Here is a 19,033-nt window from a genome sequence, read left to right on the forward strand (position 1 = left end):
GGAATGTATATGTATAAGTGTCTAAAATACAATGGTCTTCTTTTGTTAATGGTGCTTTTGGCCGGCCCCGGAATGGCCCAGGATGTTCGGTTTGAAGTTCACGACCGGGGCATGCTGCATGAAACCGTGTATAACACCGGAGAAATCGGCCGGCCATGGCAGACTGGTGAACAGGGGAATGTCACTTCATATCCGCTCATGGAATGGCCGCGATACTCAAAAACCATTGTGAACGGGATCGAATACAGCGGGCAGCACAATCTGATGGGTGCAGGGATGTATATCGGTGCTAATCTTGATAACCTGCCTGGAGAAGAAAATCGACTATTTGCCCTGAGCGGTGCAGTCGGATCCAGTGATCCGGAAACTGTTGCCGGGCGCTGGTCATTTCCGCTCTCAATCGAGAAAATTGAAAATTATCCGGTAAATCCGGACGGGACACTAAATGATGATTACGATCCCAATGAAGCCGAACAGATCATCATTGCCGAGTGGGCTACGTCTATAGGGATAACGGTGACCCGTACTTCACGCCAATATTCCCAGAAGGATTATGACGACTTTATCATCTATGAATATACGCTGGAATACACCGGAGATACCGACGGGACACCAGCTTCGGTGGAACGCACGCAAACGCTGCATGATGTTATGGTCTGCTTCAATTACGGGATGGCTCCGTCGATGTATGGTTTTCAGCGGTGGTACCAAGAGTGGAAATACGAAGGCGGCATATACCGGGGAGATCTTCGGGCATACTGGGATGCCGAGTTGTGGTTGAAATTCAACCTTGATAATTATGTGAATAAAACCCAGCGGATCCTGGCGAAACCGGAACCGGATCCGGATCTGTTTCGGGAATTTGCGGAAACCGGGAAGAATGGTGGCGGGTTGGCAAGCCCTCAGGCGCCGGGATGGGCTATGATTTATTACGACACCACCAAGCTGGCGCCCATTGTTCCGGAGGAATTGGAGGCTAAGGCGGCGGCGCAGGGGATTGTGAATGAATCAGAGGCGGCCCGCAAGGGACGAATTCGCACCACTTCCATCGACTCCTCAGAATACGATCCGGCCTACCATAATCATGTGATTGAAAATGAGTTGGGCACCCTGACCTGGTTTTACGAACTGGACGAAAATTACCATATGAAGCAACCGTGGACTAATAAGGTCAGCACAGGGAATGTCAACAGTCAAAAAATGATGTATGAGAAGGACCCGTTTAACCCGTCAAACCGTTGGAGCGGGGTCTATAAAACCAGCAGCAATACCTGGCCGGAGCCACCCCATCCGGAGGAAAGGTGGATAGGCCGGGCTGCCTTCAATTACCGGCAGACCTCTGATGCAGGTATGCAGCTGATGACTTTTGGTCCTTATTCCTTAGAGCATGGAGATGTTATTGAATTTTCACTCGCGGAGGTTATCGGTTACGGATCCGATCCCGGGAAGCGGGTCGAAGGCGGTGGAGTACCAGGTGAGCCGTTAACTCAATGGTCGGCCGCACCGAACTGGAACGGCCCGGTTGTCATTAACGGAGATACCCTTACGAAGGCTTACATTGACGAATTCGGATACCCGGATTACGTGAACTCTGATGTTGTGTCGGTACAGGATGTAACTAAAAAGGCGTTTGAGGCATATCTTGGTCATCCGCCGACGCTACCGTTCTGGCCGGAGGACAACCCCAAAAATGGTGTATACACTATTCAGAATCCGGCACCACCTGCACCAGCATTGGTCATGAAAAACACACCGGATGCCAGGATCAGACTAATTTGGAAAAATGCTGTTGAGGACTTCCCATATCTCACAGATGACATTGTTCAGTATAATGTGTACCGGGCGACCGCCGGGATGGGACCCTGGCAGCTGCTCGACAGTGTTGCTGTCGGTTCGGATAGCGCGGGGGTCTACGAATTAGTGGACGCGGATCAATCGTTTAAAGTGGGTGACACCCGATTTTATGCCCTGTCCTCGGTTGATGCCGTCGGACGTGAAAGCGGGAAAACCAATATCGTGAACTGGCGCAAAGATGTGGCGTCTGTGGAAAAAATGACCGATGTCTATGTAGTGCCAAACCCGTTTATCGAAGAGTCCGGTTTTGAGGGGAACCCGGCCGAAAGCGTTGGATTTTATGGTTTGCCTGAGGAGTGTATGATCAGGATATATTCGTATGCCGGGCAGCTAGTGGATAAAATTCAGCACAACGAGGCTGTCTATTCAAACAACAAAACGCTCGTGACAATTAACCACCAGGAAATGGCATCGGGTATCTATTTCTATGTGGTGACCACGCCAGACGGCGATCAGACCAGCGGAAAATTTATCATATTGAAGTAAGGCAGGGAGATTCATGATTATGAAATTTCGACAAGCGTTTTTGAAATATATCGGTTTGGCAGGGCTCTTTCTCTCTGTATCCCTGGGACCTGGATTGGATGCTGTTGCCTTTGAAAAGGTGGGCGTGACTTCCTTTCAGTTCCTGAAAGTGATGCCGGGAGCCCGGTCCACCGGGGTTGGGGAGGCGTATTCTTCCATAGTGGATGGTGCTGATGCGATGTACTGGAATCCCGCTGCATTGACCAGGGTGAGCAGGCTAAGCGTCAATGCTTCTCACGTCGACTGGTTTCTGGACACCGGACACAACTCATTCACGGCGGCCTATAATATCGGACGGAATGTCTCTCTTGGGCTGATGGCATTGAATGCAGATTACGGGTCGATTGAGGTGACGACAGTGGACGCCCTTGGACCAGTGGGAGATGGATATAATCCGGGACTCACAGGTGAAACCATTACGCCGGGTGCCACCGCATTCGGAATAGGATTCGGACACCAACTGACTAACAAATTTTCCTACGGGCTTACGGGGAAATACGTCACCGAAGATATGGTGGTGAGGAAAAAGTCCCTGTTAATGTTCGACGGCGGAATCTATTACCACACTGGATTTCGGTCTGTGCAGATGTCCGCGACATTACGGCATTTCGGCCCGGAAGTCACCTACTACGATAAATCTTATTCGCTGCCGCAGACCATGAATGTCGGGATATCCGCCTATGTCATCGGCCAGGGAGATTACCTGTTTTTTAACGCGAGAAATCAAAACCTGTTGATGGCTTTCGATATCGTCCAGCCCAGGGATTATGATCAGCAATACAACCTGGGAGCCGAATATTCCATATCGGACATTCTGTTTTTACGGGCAGGGTATAAAATAAATTACGACACTGCGGGATTAACCCTGGGATTTGGAGTGCAATACGCCAATTTCGCCATTGATTATTCCTTTAACGACCACGACGAATTCCTTGGTAATGTTAACAGGTTTTCAGTCGGATACAATTTATAAACGATTATGCAGGAGAAGGCTCATATGGGTAATAGTTGCCCGCATTTCGTGAAAACATTCATTGTTGGATTCTCAGGAATCGTCATCCTTTTATTCCTAACTGTGACCACCGGATTTAGTCAGCATCGCGGAGATGAAATAGCCTTTCAGGGGCTGGCAAACTCCGCGGATTATTCCGTTAAACCGTTGGCCATGGGAAACGCTTACAACGCGTCTTCAGGTGAAATCCAGTCACTTTATTTTAACCCTGCGGGGTTAGCCAATCTGGAGAAAATGCAGTTTTCGATTTCAGGTAGTGCGTCGCGGAAACACTGGCGTGAGAACCAAGAATACCGGCCGAACCGCCTGTTTGTTACCCTGCCATTCTATCTTGAAGGATTGTATACCCCAAGTTCACTAAACGTGGATTCCATCACCGGGGAACCAGTGCTGGATGAGGATATTGCCATCGATTCAAACTATGTAGTGAATGATCCGGAACTAGGTCTCGATCCGTATAGTAGGGATGCCGCAGATTGGATGAATGACCGGGAGTATACAGGGTTGAATTCCGCAGCACTGGCCTATCCGTTCCGGGTAATGGACCGGAATATCGTCATAGCAGTAGGGTATAAAAACCGGTATAACGTCTCCGATTTTGACCGGAACGATACCTATTTGGATCCACATATCGGGTATTCGGATTACAACATGCCAGGGAGACTTGTGGAAGGTGATACCGTCCATCTGGACTGGTTCCGGTATCTCCGGGAACGATCCGGACAGATCCATGAAGTAAAGGGGGGGCTGGGAGCAGCCATTTCGGAAAAACTGAACCTGGGAATCCGCGTGACCTCTCTCTTTGGGGAAACAGATGATACCAACTTGATGGAAAAAGTTGGCTATTTCGAGCTGATTGAGGAAAACAGTTTTCTGTTTGGGTTTGATTCCATCCAAACGGTGACCACAGGACACTCGGCATTTTCGGCAAACTCTATCGATATCGGTGGCATCTATGCCTTTCGGAATGTAACGGTGGGGCTCAATATCGGGCTGCCGTACTCCGTCCGACGGGATTGGAACTACACAATAGAAACAACCGACTCTGCCGGAGTTATTACAGAAGAAAGCAAAGGGACTGATACCTTTCACGTTCCTGCCACCTATACGCTGGGATTAAAATTTACACCAACGAATCGGTTTACATTCTCGCTGGATTTCGTACGTGCCGACTATAGCAAGGCCGAGTTCGATTTTTCTGATCCGGGTACAGATAGCACACACCATCACTGGGTTGACCAGACAGTTGTCCGCAGTGGAATTGAATTTAAAGCCACAGACAACCTCTCACTGCTGGGGGGATATCAATATGTCCCACAGGTCTTTGTCCCTGACGGGAATGCCTTTAATGACACAGGGCCGGCAGCGCAGGTCTATTCTGTCGGGGCGAGTTATTCTGTCTTTGACATCGGGCGAATTGACCTGGCCTACCAAATCCAGAACCTGAGATACTATGACCAATATATGAGCAATACCAATTATAACGTGGTTACCCGGACCAATTTCTCGGTGGAATACACACACCTTTTTTAATACCAGGGAATAATACTGTTAGGCAAGCAAACAGGAGGAGGAGAATGAAATGAAGGTTACTAAAACCGTAATAGCTGTAATAGCGCTGGTCCTTGGACTTATCGGCCCACTTGCAGCATCCAACATTCAGGTTGAAGCGGCATATGACCTGAAACAGGCACTGACTTACTCGTTTAATAACAATATCGATTCGCTTATTCTGACCACGAGTGGTGGAGTGTATACAACTACCGATACGTTACCTCTGACTATCGAGGAGCCGCTGACTATCGTTGCACAGGAGGGATTGGCAGAGAAGCCGATCCTCACGCACAGTGATCCCGATTCGAATGTCCTGGAGATCTTCCGGGTGTGTAACGATATCACGATTGAAGGCGTGGTGTTTGACGGTGGGCATGACCAAAGTCACGGGTTGAAGTACGCCCTGCGATTTGGCCACGGGGAAGATGAAAATGGAAATCCCATTTACGCGGAGATCGGTACGGATATCATAGTCCGGGATTGTGATTTCGTCGATATCTACCGGGATAAAATCTCCGAACCGGAAATGGAAGAGGGCCATGCGATCTATTTTCTGCGTCCGCAAAACGTGGATGACCCGACTGTGAAAGCGGGTAATGTCATCGTTGAAAATTGTAACTTTACTAATATCGGCGATGAAGCAATCCGGATGTCTGAGACCGAAAAATACGATGTGCAGATGGTCATGGACACACTGATCGTTCGAAACAGCACCTTTAACAACATCGATGCCGAATGTATACGCATGTACGGGGACACTGATCATACCACGGAAGATGCCTATGTTCTGGTTGAGAACATTACGGTCATTAATTCAGCGACCAGGATTGCATATTTCAAGAACAACGCCGGAGCCATACTGCGCAATGTGATTGTCGCTCATGGTCGCCAGCCGGCACCGAGCCGTATGGATCGCGGAGACTGGATTGCCCAGGTACAATTGCCGGGTTCGTATATCGCAAACGTAGACACATTCGATTTGGACTTTATTCTCCGGGCTGACGAAGTCTGGCAGGCTACCAAGGGCGCTGAGACCTGGCCTTACGATCATACCTATTGGGGCTTTGATCCACAGTTTGTCGATTGGGAAAACGGAGATTATTCCCTGCCTTCCTCATCAGATGCCTACTATGCGGCACACGACGGCGGGGCAATCGGGGATCGCGGTTGGGCCACAGAGACACCAAGCCAGATCTTTTTTGAGTTGAACATCAATGGGCACGGGGATATCGTGACGACGCCTGAAATCCAGGGACAGTCATACCCCTCGGGTACCGAGGTCACCCTGGAAGCCGTTCCGGATTCCACCTATACTTTCACCGGATGGTCCGGCGATCTCAGCGGGGAAACGAACCCAACAACGCTGACCGTGGACAACGAAACGCACATTACGGCCACATTCCAGTCTGAAACCGGGACCCGGGATAATGGATCGCTTCCTGTGGCGTACGGTCTGGAGCAGAACTATCCCAACCCGTTCAACCCTACGACTTCCATCACCTTTTCCCTGAAAAAATCAGGGCAGGCGACTTTGGAACTGTACAACGTGTTGGGGAAGCGAGTACGGACACTCACTGACGGTAACTACACCGCCGGACAGCATACCCTAACACTGAACGGTTCGAATTTGCCATCCGGAGTCTATTACTACAAGCTAACCGCGGGGCAGTTTACATCGGTGAAAAAATGCGTCCTGATGAAATAATACCCGGCTCATATTGCCGGGACTGGAAAAGCAGGAGGTATTGTATAGCGCAATACCGGGTTTGCCAGTGTTTTATTCAGAAGATTCGAAGTCGGGATGCACGATATACCAGGGGCGGCTGTCACACAATTGGTCTGACACTTCGCTCCAATTAACTGAAAAGTGTACAAACAAACGTTCTATTAATTAACCTGGAGGGTAATATGAAAACCCACCGAAAAGAGTTTGGGAAAATCCTGTTCGTTATGGCAGGTGTGTTATGGGGTATTATGGCACTTGTTTCCCAAATTAATGCGGAAACGACTCCGCCGGAATTTGAGCGAATTCAGGAAGGGACGAGTTGGATCTATTTTGTCCCCTCCGGCACGGGAATGGTTGAGGCCGCTGTGGATCAGGCTGCCGATGGTGATATTATCGAACTTGTCACCAGCGGAGGCATGTATCTCGATACGAACAGCGTTGAGATCGAAGGGAAATCGATTACAGTACGAGCCCGGCCTGGTCTGGCAGAGAAACCCATCGTGAAAAACGATGAAGCCGGTGAGTCAAACGGTGTGTTCCGCCTAAAGGCAGGCGGCAACTTAACACTGAAGGGACTAGAAATTCAGCACGCGAAATACCTGATTCGCGTCGACAATGATTCTACACCGGACGCAAAACTGATCGTCGACGACGTATATGGTCATACTGCGGTGGAAAACTGGATCAAGGTATATGCCGGTTCCTGGCTGGATTCAATCATCGTCCGTAATAGTACGTTTCGGGATTGTGAAAAGGCAGGGGTCTATTTGCGATATGCAAACACGATTGGATATGCGGAATTTACGAACAATACCTTTGTTAAGTCCGGTCGGGAAGCAATCCATGTAGAAGATAATCCCAATACGGTCTTCCGCGTAAATCACTGTACTTTTGATTCCATCAGTTGGAATGATGGCAACCGAATGCTCTATCCCAAGGGAGTTTTGGATGCTGAGATCAAAAACAGCGTTTTTACGAATCACCTTGGCGTCCCTGCTCCGCATAGTGACGCCGTTCGGATTTTTGGAAATTCCACACTCACCCACTCCGATTTTTACAACACCGGAGGCGTGAATCTGGAAGACAGCGCGACCTTAAGCGATACGCTGGCTCGAAATCCCGAATATACAGATCCGACGAATGGTGACTATACCCTGATGGCCGGATCGCCCGTTTTAGGCCAGGCCGATGATGGGAAAGCCATGGGGGACCTCAAATGGGATCCTGGCTATCATGTTCCGCAGATCATCCCGGTCAAGGCCGGTACGGATGCGTTAAATAATGCCGTCGCCGCCGCGGTCAGCGGTGACATCATCGAACTGGTGACCAATGGTGGCCTCTATTACGAGACCTCGAGTGTAGAACTCGAAAATAAAGACCTGACTATTCGTGCGAGAGCCGGGTTGACTCAGAAACCGATCATTCAAAATGACGACGCGGGTGAATCAAACGGAGTGTTGCGGGTAAAAGCCGGCAGCAGCTTGAAGTTGCAGGGTGTGGAAGTCCAGCACGCTAAATATCTGGTGCGCGTGGATAACGACTCCACTCCGGACGCCAAACTGATTTTGGATGACATCAACGCACATACAGCTGCCGAAGCTTGGGTTAAAATCTACGCTGGTGCCTGGCTGGATTCCCTGATTATACGGAATAGTATTTTCCAGGATGCCGGGAAAGAAGGGATCTATCTCAAGGAGCCCAATACCATTGACTATGCGGAATTCGACAACTCCACGTTTATCAATGTCGGCCGCGAAGCGATCCGGATGCGGGATAATCCGGATGCGGTGGTCCGGATGAACCACTGTACGTTCGATTCCATTTCTACTGGAGGGGATTACCGGATGGTCTATCCCGAAGGCGTGGCCGATGTGCAGATTAAGAACAGCATGTTCACCAACCAGCTGGGAACCCACAGTGATGCGGTGAAGATATTCGGGAACTCAACTCTGAGTTTTGCCAACTTCTGGCAGGCGCAGGACGTGGCGACCAACGATGCCGCCACTGCTACCGATACGTCGCGTTTTGATCCGTTGTATAATAATCCATCAGTGGACGATTATCGCCTGGCTGATGCGTCGTCCGCACGTGGTGCAGCAGATGACGGCAATGCACTCGGTGACCTCCGCTGGGAAGTCAGTCCGGGTGAGTACTATCTCACACTGCTGACCGAAGGTAATGGATACATTCAGGCGGATCCGGACCAGGAAGTATATGCCTCTGGTACGGATGTAACGCTTCAGGCCCAACCGGATTACAAATGGGCGCTCCTTGAATGGACCGGTGATGTTGGAGCGATATTCCCACCGGATCTTAACCCAATAACGATTACCATGGATGCCAACAAAACCGTGACGGCCGTTTTTGAGAATATGGCTCCGAAATATCCGGTAACTGCGAATGTAGTGGGATTCGGACACGTTGAGATCAGTCCGGAACCGGATGAAGATGGTAAGATCGAAGAAAAGACAGAAGTCACATTGACAGCAGTATCCGATACAACTTCGATGGCTTTTACAGGATGGTCCGGCGATACGATCACAACGGATAATCCGATTACCATCACCGTGACAGATACGTTTGACGTCACTGCCACCTTTGAACCGGTAGTCTCTCAGGATTCGCTTAAGGTAGTGGTTGTTGGAAATGGTGATGTAAACCTGAGTCCTGAACCGTACGCAGATTACGGCACCTATGATACCGGGACAACTGTTGCCATGGAAGCTGTGGCCGTTCCCGGTTGGGAATTCGTGGACTGGGCCGGTGACACCACTTCTACAAATAACCCGATTGACGTGGTTATGGACTCGACCATTGAAATCACCGCAACTTTCCAGGAACAGGCAATTACCGGCGGACGCCTGGAAATCGACGAGACTTGGGATATGCTGGAAGCTGTCGAGTTCGCCAATAATAACAGCCAGGTGGACACGCTGATGCTAATGACCAGCGGTGGTGTTTACACTACGACCGATGATGACCTGGTTAGAGTTACCTCACCGTTGGTACTGCTGGCAGCTCCGGGACTCGCCGAGAAGCCGGTGGTCACTAACAGTGACCCGACAGGCGACAGACTGGAAATTATTGAGATTTCCGACGAGTTTTATGTCGAAGGCGTAGTATTCGACGGTGGACATGAACAGTCCCACGGAATGAAATACGCTTTGACAGTGGATAATCTGGTTTCGGAAACTCCGGATATTACCATTCGGAATTGTGATTTTCTGAATATCTTCCAGGAGAAGGACCCCAACAAAGACGGGCATGCACTGAAGTTCTATGCAGATGTTGTGGCAGGCGACGTACTCATCGAGGACAGTTATTTCGATGGAGCAGGTTACGAAGCCATCCGCATCTCCGAAACGGAGAAATATGCAACTGATCGTGCCCTGGCGTCACTGACGGTCCGCAACAGCACGTTTACTAATATCGATGCTGAATGTATCCGGTACTATTCCGATGTCGATCCCTCGACCCCGGATGCTCCGGTCCTGATTGAAAATCTCACAATCGAAAATTCCGCAACCAGGACGATGTACCTGAAAAACAGCGGTGGCGCAATTGTCCGAAATATCATTGTGGCGAACAGCCGTCTCTCCGGTCACGGCCGGGATGGCGATATCCTCGATGCCCAGGGGAACGGAGATGTTACGAGCTATGTCTCACACATCGATACGTTCAATGTGAAAGCCGACGCCGATATCAAATCCACCGATGGTGAAGTAGACACGACCACCCTCTGGGGAATTGATCCGATGTTTGCGGACGCAGCCAACCACGACTATACATTGACTGCGGCTTCCCATCTGTATGGACTGGGACACGAGGGAGCCACCATGGGTGACCTGAACTGGGCAACGGCAGAACCAACCCACGTCTATCTGGAGATTACTGCCGAGAACGGAGCAGTTGTTACTGCGCCCACACCGATCGGTCTGACCTATGATCCGGGCACAGTGGTGACCCTGACGGCCGTGCCGGATTCCGGATATGTCTTCACCGGATGGTCCGGTGACCTCTCAGGTGAAACGAATCCTGCTACCATCACTATGGATGGTGACAAATCAGTGGAAGCGGTATTTGATGTGGAAGTCGGCGTGGACCCGGAGAATCTGCCTGAGCAGTACAGCCTCGAGCAGAACTATCCGAATCCGTTCAATCCTGGCACCCAGATCAAATTTGCGCTGAAGGAATCGGGATTTACGAATATTGCCGTATACGATCTGTTGGGACGACAGGTTGCAACGGTGGTGAACAAAGAGATGCAGGCGGGATACCACAATGTCTACTTTGACGGCTCCCTGCTTTCATCCGGTGTTTACTTCTACAAAATCCAATCCGGAGATTATGTCTCTGTGAAGAAGATGATTTTGATGAAGTAATTTAAACAATGGATACCGGGGGCGTTGTGACGCCCCCGGTTTTCCATTATACTGTGGATCACAAACCTTGAAGTATCCAGATACTTTCTCAATATCTTACGTAATTCCATGGAATTGTTTGCGATGATCGATGATTTGAAAATACTGCGGTATCTGTTCGGTTCATTCTTGCTCCTTTTATTTGTGAGCCTGCTACCAACATTTTCTTTAGCAACCAACTATTATGTTACGAACCAATATGAGATTACTGATGTAATGGGTAACGCTCAGCCGGGCGATACACTAATCATGCGGAACGGCTACTGGACGGATCAGTACATCCGGTACAGCGGTGAAGGAATCGAGGGTGCTCCGATTGTACTCCGGGCGGAAGACCCGGGCCGTGTATTGTTAAACGGGACCTCAGTTTTACGGATTGACGGCGCATATCTGGTCGTGGACGGCCTCTACTTTAAAAATGGCTATACCTATTCTTCCCACGTCATCAAATTCGAAAAGGGGACGCATCATTCCCGCCTGACGAACACTGCAATCGAAAATTATAATCCTCCAAGCGATATCGATAATAAATGGATCTCGGTCTACGGATTTTACAATAGGGTAGACCACTGTTATATGGCCGGGAAGCGAAACGGCGGAACGACGCTAACCATCTGGCTCAGTGGCACCAGTAATAATAAGCACCGTATTGACCATAATTATTTTGGGAACCGTCCTGAACTTGGAGAGAACGGCGGGGAGACCATCAGAATCGGAACCAGCGATTATTCCATGTCCCCGTGCAGTTCCATTGTCGAATACAACTATTTTGAACACTGCGACGGGGAAGTCGAAATTATCTCCAATAAGTCCGGAGAAAATATCTACCGCTATAATACCTTTTATGAATCAGCAGGGGCTCTCACTCTCCGACACGGAAACGATTGTGAAGTCTATGGAAACTTCTTTATCGGAAACGGCAAGTATAATACCGGCGGTGTGCGGATAATCGGAGAAAGACACCGAGTCGTTAATAATTATTTTGAAAGACTGAACGGTACCAGTTTGAAGTCAGCGTTACCGATCATGAATGGTGTGCCCAATTCACCGTTAAACCGGTATTTCCAGGTAAAAAATGCAGTGGTGGCATTTAACACATTTGTGGATTGTCAATATTCGATGATCCTCGGCGCCGGAGCTGACAGCGAGCGCACGCTTCCACCAGAAGATTGTATTATCGCTAATAATATTGTCGACACATACAGGCAGGTTATTACCAAAGAGGATGAGCCGGTCAATATGATATGGGAAGGGAATATCATGCACGGGACGTCGCTGGGTATCGAGAATCCCGGCGGAATTTCCGAGGTTGATCCGGAGCTGACCCTGGGGGTGGACAGCCTGTGGCGAATAACAGAGTCCAGTCCGGCATACGGAGCCGCTGCCGGGGAGTATTCGTGGGTTACCACCGATATGGACGGACAGTCCCGTACCCTCCCCAAAGATGTCGGGGCCGACCAGGTTTCGGGTGCAGAGATTACCAACCGTCCGCTCACGCCGAATGACAATGTGGGGCCGACGTGGTATCCGGCCGAACCGGAAGTCCATCGGATTCCGGCCGCGCTGGATACGCTTCGGCACGCGATCGAGACATTTTTTGCCGGTGATACCATAGAACTGATCACATTCGATGAACCTTACCAGATCAGCGAGCCGCTGGTCATTGACAAGCATGTTATTTTTAAAGCCGCTGACGAACTGGATTCCCGCCCGGTGATCCGGAATATCACTGGTGGGGAAGGCAGTGCCATATTTCAGATGACCAGCCGCGGAAAACTCTATCTGAAAGGTGTTACGCTAGACGGACTGATCGACTCACCATCGCCGGCACGGTACCTATTTATTACCGATTCCACGGCATCGAAATCCTACTCCATTATTGCAGACGATTGTTTGTTCAAAGATGTCGGCGTCGGTGATGAAGGGAACTTTCTCCGGGGATTCCGGGGTACCTTTGCCGATTCGCTCATCTTTTCCAACTGCCTGTTTACGAATGCCGCCTCGGCTGGATTCCGGATGAACGAAGAGGCTGACGGCAGCGGAGAGTATAACGCAAAATATATAAAATTCGAAAATTGCACTTTTTGGAACATGCGAAAGTCGATAGTGGATATCTATGGTGGAGACGATGTTCCGTTCACTCCGTCTCCTACCTTGGTGATAAATCATTGTACAGTTGATAACGCCGGGTATGAGGATACCGAAATTCTGAAAGTCCGGGAGATGGATTTTATTTCCATTACCAACACCATATTCAGCAACAGTCCTGCACAATATACCACGCAGCTCTACGGAATGACCGCTTACATTTCTCATTCGGATACCTTTAATACCGGCCCGGTTCCCACTCACCGAAACGCAGAAATCAGGGATGTCGTGATAGACATCGATCCCTTGTACGCCGAACCCGGCAACGGTGATTTTACGCTGACCGAGGGCTCTCATCTGTATTACGACGGCAATGACGGCAGCGCTATGGGAGATTTGCGATGGGCTTTGTATCCTCCGGTGAGCGTCGATGATGATGCCGGGAATTCCCGGCCCGCAGCGTTTCGTCTTGCACATACCTACCCAAATCCGTTCAATGGCGGGACCACGATAACCTACCATATCAATGAACAGGGATACACTGCTCTCCGGGTGTACGATATCAGGGGGATGCTCAGGGAAACCCTCTTTACCGGGATGCGTCAGCCTGGAAAGTATCATATTCAGTGGCTGCCTGGAGACCTGGCTTCGGGAACCTATTTTCTTGAACTCCGGTCCGGTGCGCGTCGAAGTATTCAAAAAGTACTGTACCTCAAATAATCGACGGACGGCACCATTAATGGAGAACAGGATATATTCCCAGTGAATAAAATCGGATTGCTATTTAGTCTTGGTATTTTCGCCGTATTCAATTTTGTTAATGCGCAGGCTCCCTGGAGCTCTGAACGGGTCTATTACAATGAGAAGGGGGTACTTGAGTACACAAAAGATACCCTGCATAACCGCATCCCCGATTTCAGCTACGCCGGATATCAAAACGGAGAAGCCGGTATCCCGAATGTTCCGGTTGTGAAAACCATCAGTCCGGTCGAGGGGGATAATACGGACCATATTCAGGATGCACTCTTTGAAGTTGCCCTGTCCGGGACCGATGAGAACGGCATCACGGGAGCCCTGCTACTTGAGGCCGGGGTCTATGAGATCTCCGGTACGTTAAAGATAAATTTTAATGGTGTTGTAATGCGGGGAGTTGGTGACGGTACGAACCCTGAATCGAACACTGTAATCAAAGCGGTCGGAAATTCGCCATCAAGACGGACAGTGCTCGTCGCCGGTGGGGGAGGTACAACCTACTGGAGCGATAGGGTGGAGGGTACACGGCAGGATATTGTTACCGATTCGGTCTTTGTCGGAGACCGCACCTTTGAAATTGAAGATGCCTCCGGCTATGCAGTAGGCGACAATATTATAGTATATCATCCGTGTTCCGAGGCATGGCTGGTTGCCGTAGACTCGGGGGGAACGCACTGGGAAGAGCCAGGAGCGAATCCGGCGGAGGACTTCCCCTGGAGTCCCGGGAGTCAACCCATTGTGTTTAACAGGTATATCAAAGATATCGCTGGGAATACTATCACCTTTGGCGTGCCGGTCTACAATCATTTGATACGGGAACTCTCCCAGTCATATATCTATAAATACGCCCGTTATGGAATACGCACCAAAATCGGCATTGAAAACATGCGGATACAAATCGAATCTGAACATCCCACTGATGAAGACCACGCCTGGAATGGCATCGATTTGTTTCAGGTGGAGGATGCATGGGTACGCAATTGTACTGTCACCGGATTTGCCCGCTCCGGAGTCCGAACAAATACAGCAACAAGAATTACCGTGGAAAATGTCAATGCAATTGAACCCGCTTCCGGCATAGACGGCGGGCGACGGTATAATTTTAACGCATATACGGCTTCACAACAAATTTTGTTTAAAAACTGCCATGCCAATAAAGGACGGCACGCCTACATGTCCAACGGGATGTCCTGGACTTCTGGTATTGTCTTCTTCGATTGCACTTCCTCCGGAGCCTATGCCAGTAGTGAGGGACATCGCCGTTGGAGCATGGGGTTACTTTATGATAATGTGAAAGAACTGGACGGCCCGCGTTCCGGGTACAATCCGCGAATGCTCGGTCTGTATAACCGGGGATATTACGGGTCCAGCCACGGATGGGGGGCAGCCCACTCTGTCGCCTGGAATACCGATGTAGCAGACGGTTATCTCATTGTGCAACAGCCGCCGACAGCCCAAAATTATGCCATCGGTTGTTTCGGGGATCGGGTTACCGGTGAAGAACCCTATACCTCATTTCCTGAACCTGAAGGGTATATAGAAGGAACAAATACTCCGGGACTGGAGCCGAGGTCCCTATATCTTGCGCAATTGGGGCAACGGATAGATACAACAATAGTCGGAATCCACGATAAGGATGCTCCAGTTGGGACAGTCCCCGAAAAAATGCGGCTTTCTCAGAATTTTCCGAACCCGTTCAACGCCGAAACGAACATAGAATTTTCGGTTAATACGCCGGATGATATCTCTCTCAAGGTGTATGATCTCTCGGGCCGGGAAGTTGCAACACTGTGGAGCGGATTCACAAATACAGGCACTTATACCGTTAAATGGGACGGCACGAGCGTGAGCTCCGGAGTCTATTTAGTCAGGTTACAAAGTAATATGCAGATGCAAACCCGACGCATGATATTGCTCAAATAAGGGGATAGGCTGGAAAATTCTAATAAAATTAGAAATGGATTAATACCCGATTCGAAATAGCATGCAAACAAATGAGAAGAGATTATGGGACAGGGCTCGCGAGACTATAAAAAATTATGGTCCCGCCTTGTTTGTGATTGGCGCGACAATCGGCACGGGAAGTGTCTCCTCTCTGGTTGTCTCAGGGGCAAACCACGGCGTGGATCTCCTGTGGGTTTTAATCCCGTCCTGTATGTTGTTTTGGGTCCTCATTACATCCATTAGTCGACTCACTTTTGCTTCCGGTCAAACCTTTATCACTGCGGTCAACGAAAATATTGGCAGAACTGCGGGTTTTTATATCGTTCTTGCCATTATTATCGGGCAATTTTCCTCAAACATCGGGGTACTCGGTATTGTTGCGGAGGCGTCCGCAGCATGGTTAGATGTAAACTTTCTATTAATGGCGGTATTCTGGAGCGGCCTCATTTACATCCTCATTTTCTTCGGACAATATCAATCCTTTGAGCGGGTACTCATAGTACTTGTAACAATTCTGGGGCTGAGTTTTATCATTGATACATTTTTTGCGCATCCCTCGGCTAAAACGGTCATCCGGGGATTAGTGCCGGTTATTCCTGAAGGCGGAACAATGGTCGTTGCCGCGATGGTCGGCACAACACTTGCCGGAAGTGTGATCGTAATGCGATCGTTTATTGTCACCGATAAGGGTTGGACCCTGGCGGACCTCCGCAAGGAGCGTAAGGATTCAATTGCCTCTGCTATCCTGATTTTTGTGATCTCTGGTGTGATTATGATAGTGGCTGCGGCAACGATGCATGCACAGGGAATTCGGGTAAATGAAGCCATCGATATGGCTTTCACCCTGGAACCACTTTTGGGTGAATTTGCCGCCACAGTATTTGTAGTGGGAATCGTCGCAGCGGGACTCTCGTCGGCTTTTCCCAATGCACTCGTTTCCATCTGGTCGATTGCCGATTACTTTAATCTGTCACGGGATCCCAAAGCAACTCATTTTCGACTGCTCGCGCTTGTGTTTTGCGGTGCAGGAATTATTGCACCCCTGACCGGAGGAAAGCCAGTAATGATCCAGATAGCCTCACTGGCGATTCAGGCCGCATTGATGCCGCTTTTGGTCTTGTTCATAATAATACTCCTGAATAAAAAAGAAGTGGTGGGAGATTACACCAACACTCCGGTGATGAATTTTTTATGTGGAATAACGCTCCTCTATTCGGGGTTTATGGGTTATCAGGCGGTCATCGGAATTATAGAAACAGTGAATGCAATTTGAAAATGAAAAGGAATTATGATTAACAAAAGCATGATCAAAGAAGTGCAAAACAGGCTGAAAAGATGGATAATCCCTGTTCTTCTGGGAACTCTGTTGGGCGCTTGCGGGCAAACAAAATCATCCGATTTCCAAACAAAACCTATTACTTACGAAAAAAATAATATTCTTGAAGTGAAATTTGCTGTAGATAATGGAACGTTCGAATATATGGCAGCGGTGGACCAGCTCCGGGATGAAGCGGACAGCCTGCTGAATGAGGGACCCTGGAGTGTCACCATGAAAGACATCTTTCCGCCCGGTGGCACAAAACATGACTACATGAGTTACGGCCCCTACTGGTGGCCCGATCCCGAGAATCCCGGCGGGCCGTATATCCGGCGCGATGGCAAACGAAATGAAGCGATCCTGACGCCCGACAAGGAGTATCGCTGGATGATGACAAATGCTGTCGAACGATTAGCCCTTGCATATATCCTTTTTGATGATGCCAGATACGCCGAACATGCCGTCGAACTCATGCGCACGTGGTATATCGACGAAGAGACGTATATGGCACCGCACCTCAATTACGGCCAGGGTATTCCGAACAGAACGCCGGGAAGACAATACGGGATCATCGAGTCACGGAGTTTTATCAAAGTACTCGATGCGGTGAATTTACTCAGTGACTCCGATGCCTATACCCGGGAAATCCACCGGGGATTAGTGGACTGGTACGATCAATTTCTGCAATGGCTGCTTACAAGTGAACTTGGAAAAAAAGAGGCCAGATCTGGAAATAATCACGAGGTCTCGTATGCCTTGCAAGTCACAACATTCGCCATTTTTGTGGGCAAGGACTCGGTCGCACTGGACCAGCTCAGTAACCATTTCAAAGGCCGGATTATTCACATGATTGAACCGGACGGACGCCAGCCGGAAGAATTACAGCGAACCAAGTCCCTCTTTTACTCCGTATTTAACCTCGAATTCATGCTCAAACTCTGTTATCTCGGTGAACAGTACGGTCTGGATTTGTTTAATTACACGTCGCCGGACGGCCGCTCTGTGAAAAAAGCCCTCGATTTTATTGCCCCGGCGCTATCAGGTGAAAAGGAGTGGCCCTACCAGGAGATTACCAGGGGAATTATTGGGGAGCATCACCAGTTTTATGTGCTTAGGATGGCACATATGCAATACGAGGAGCCAAAGTACGAAGAAATTTTAAAGAACAATTATGGTGACTTGTACCCATACGAACTGGGACAGATTAAGTGGCCGTTACAGAATGAGAATAATTAACAACACGGGATACGGAACGTACATATGAATTCATTTTTCAGAGTCATTATGAGCGGAATCATCGGAATGTTATTCACTTCCACGATCTTCGGTGCATCCGGGGAGAAGATCAGCTCACTTGAAAAACAGATTGACCGAAAATATCAGGTCATCGGAGAAAAATATCCGGAGTATACGGTCGATGGGGAATGGAAATTCCGGGAAAAGCCGAACTGGTTTTCCGGGTTTATCGGGGGACAGTACTGGCTCACATACGAATTGACAGGCAAACAGAAATATAAAGAGTGGGCCCTCGCCAGAGCGGATCACTTACTTCAATTTGCCGACCTGGACAACACTCACGATATGGGATTCATCTTTTTGCCGACGGCAGTACGCTCCTACAAAGAAACGGGACAAGAGAAATACCGCAAGGCAGGAATTCAGGCCGCGGAAATGCTGGCCAAACGATTCAATGAGAACGGCGAATTTATCCGGGCGTGGGGGAAGCTGGGCACGCCGGAAAAAGCTGGCTGGATGATAATCGATACGATGATGAACCTGGAACTGCTGTTCTGGGCTGCGGAAGAGACCGGCAACTGGGAATACTACGATATCGCGTA

General features: G+C 49.4%; 10 protein-coding genes. All 10 read left to right on the forward strand.

What is annotated here, in order from left to right; genetic code table 11:
- Nucleotides 1–9: 9 nt before the first annotated feature.
- Complete coding sequence (locus tag K9N57_11840; GenBank protein ID MCF7804875.1) at nt 10–2,340, forward strand: T9SS type A sorting domain-containing protein; 2,331 nt, start codon at nt 10–12, stop codon at nt 2,338–2,340.
- Nucleotides 2,341–2,359: 19 nt separating this feature from the next.
- Complete coding sequence (locus K9N57_11845) at nt 2,360–3,352, forward strand: PorV/PorQ family protein (protein MCF7804876.1); 993 nt, start codon at nt 2,360–2,362, stop codon at nt 3,350–3,352.
- A gap of 24 nt (nt 3,353–3,376) precedes the next feature.
- The gene (locus K9N57_11850; protein ID MCF7804877.1) at nt 3,377–4,924 is read left to right on the forward strand and encodes an outer membrane protein transport protein; all 1,548 of its coding nucleotides are present in this window, start codon (nt 3,377–3,379) and stop codon (nt 4,922–4,924) included.
- Nucleotides 4,925–4,973: 49 nt separating this feature from the next.
- Complete coding sequence (locus K9N57_11855) at nt 4,974–6,650, forward strand: T9SS type A sorting domain-containing protein (GenBank protein MCF7804878.1); 1,677 nt, start codon at nt 4,974–4,976, stop codon at nt 6,648–6,650.
- Between the two features lie 203 nt (nt 6,651–6,853).
- On the forward strand, nt 6,854–11,053 hold the full coding sequence (locus tag K9N57_11860) for a right-handed parallel beta-helix repeat-containing protein (protein ID MCF7804879.1): 4,200 nt from the start codon (nt 6,854–6,856) through the stop codon (nt 11,051–11,053).
- Between the two features lie 255 nt (nt 11,054–11,308).
- Entirely contained in the window at nt 11,309–13,900 is a 2,592-nt protein-coding gene (locus tag K9N57_11865; GenBank protein MCF7804880.1) for a DUF5123 domain-containing protein, read from the forward strand.
- A gap of 42 nt (nt 13,901–13,942) precedes the next feature.
- Nucleotides 13,943–15,856, forward strand: coding sequence for a T9SS type A sorting domain-containing protein (locus K9N57_11870; GenBank protein ID MCF7804881.1), 1,914 nt, complete (start codon nt 13,943–13,945; stop codon nt 15,854–15,856).
- A gap of 61 nt (nt 15,857–15,917) precedes the next feature.
- Entirely contained in the window at nt 15,918–17,150 is a 1,233-nt protein-coding gene (locus K9N57_11875) for an Nramp family divalent metal transporter (protein ID MCF7804882.1), read from the forward strand.
- 15 nt (nt 17,151–17,165) lie between these two features.
- The gene (locus tag K9N57_11880) at nt 17,166–18,431 is read left to right on the forward strand and encodes an alginate lyase family protein (protein MCF7804883.1); all 1,266 of its coding nucleotides are present in this window, start codon (nt 17,166–17,168) and stop codon (nt 18,429–18,431) included.
- 24 nt (nt 18,432–18,455) lie between these two features.
- The coding region (locus tag K9N57_11885; protein ID MCF7804884.1) for a glycoside hydrolase family 88 protein at nt 18,456–19,033 on the forward strand (578 nt) is incomplete at its 3' end.

It is taken from the genome of Candidatus Neomarinimicrobiota bacterium, assembly GCA_021734025.1.
Taxonomy (GTDB): domain Bacteria; phylum Fidelibacterota; class JAANXI01; order JAANXI01; family JAANXI01; genus JAANXI01.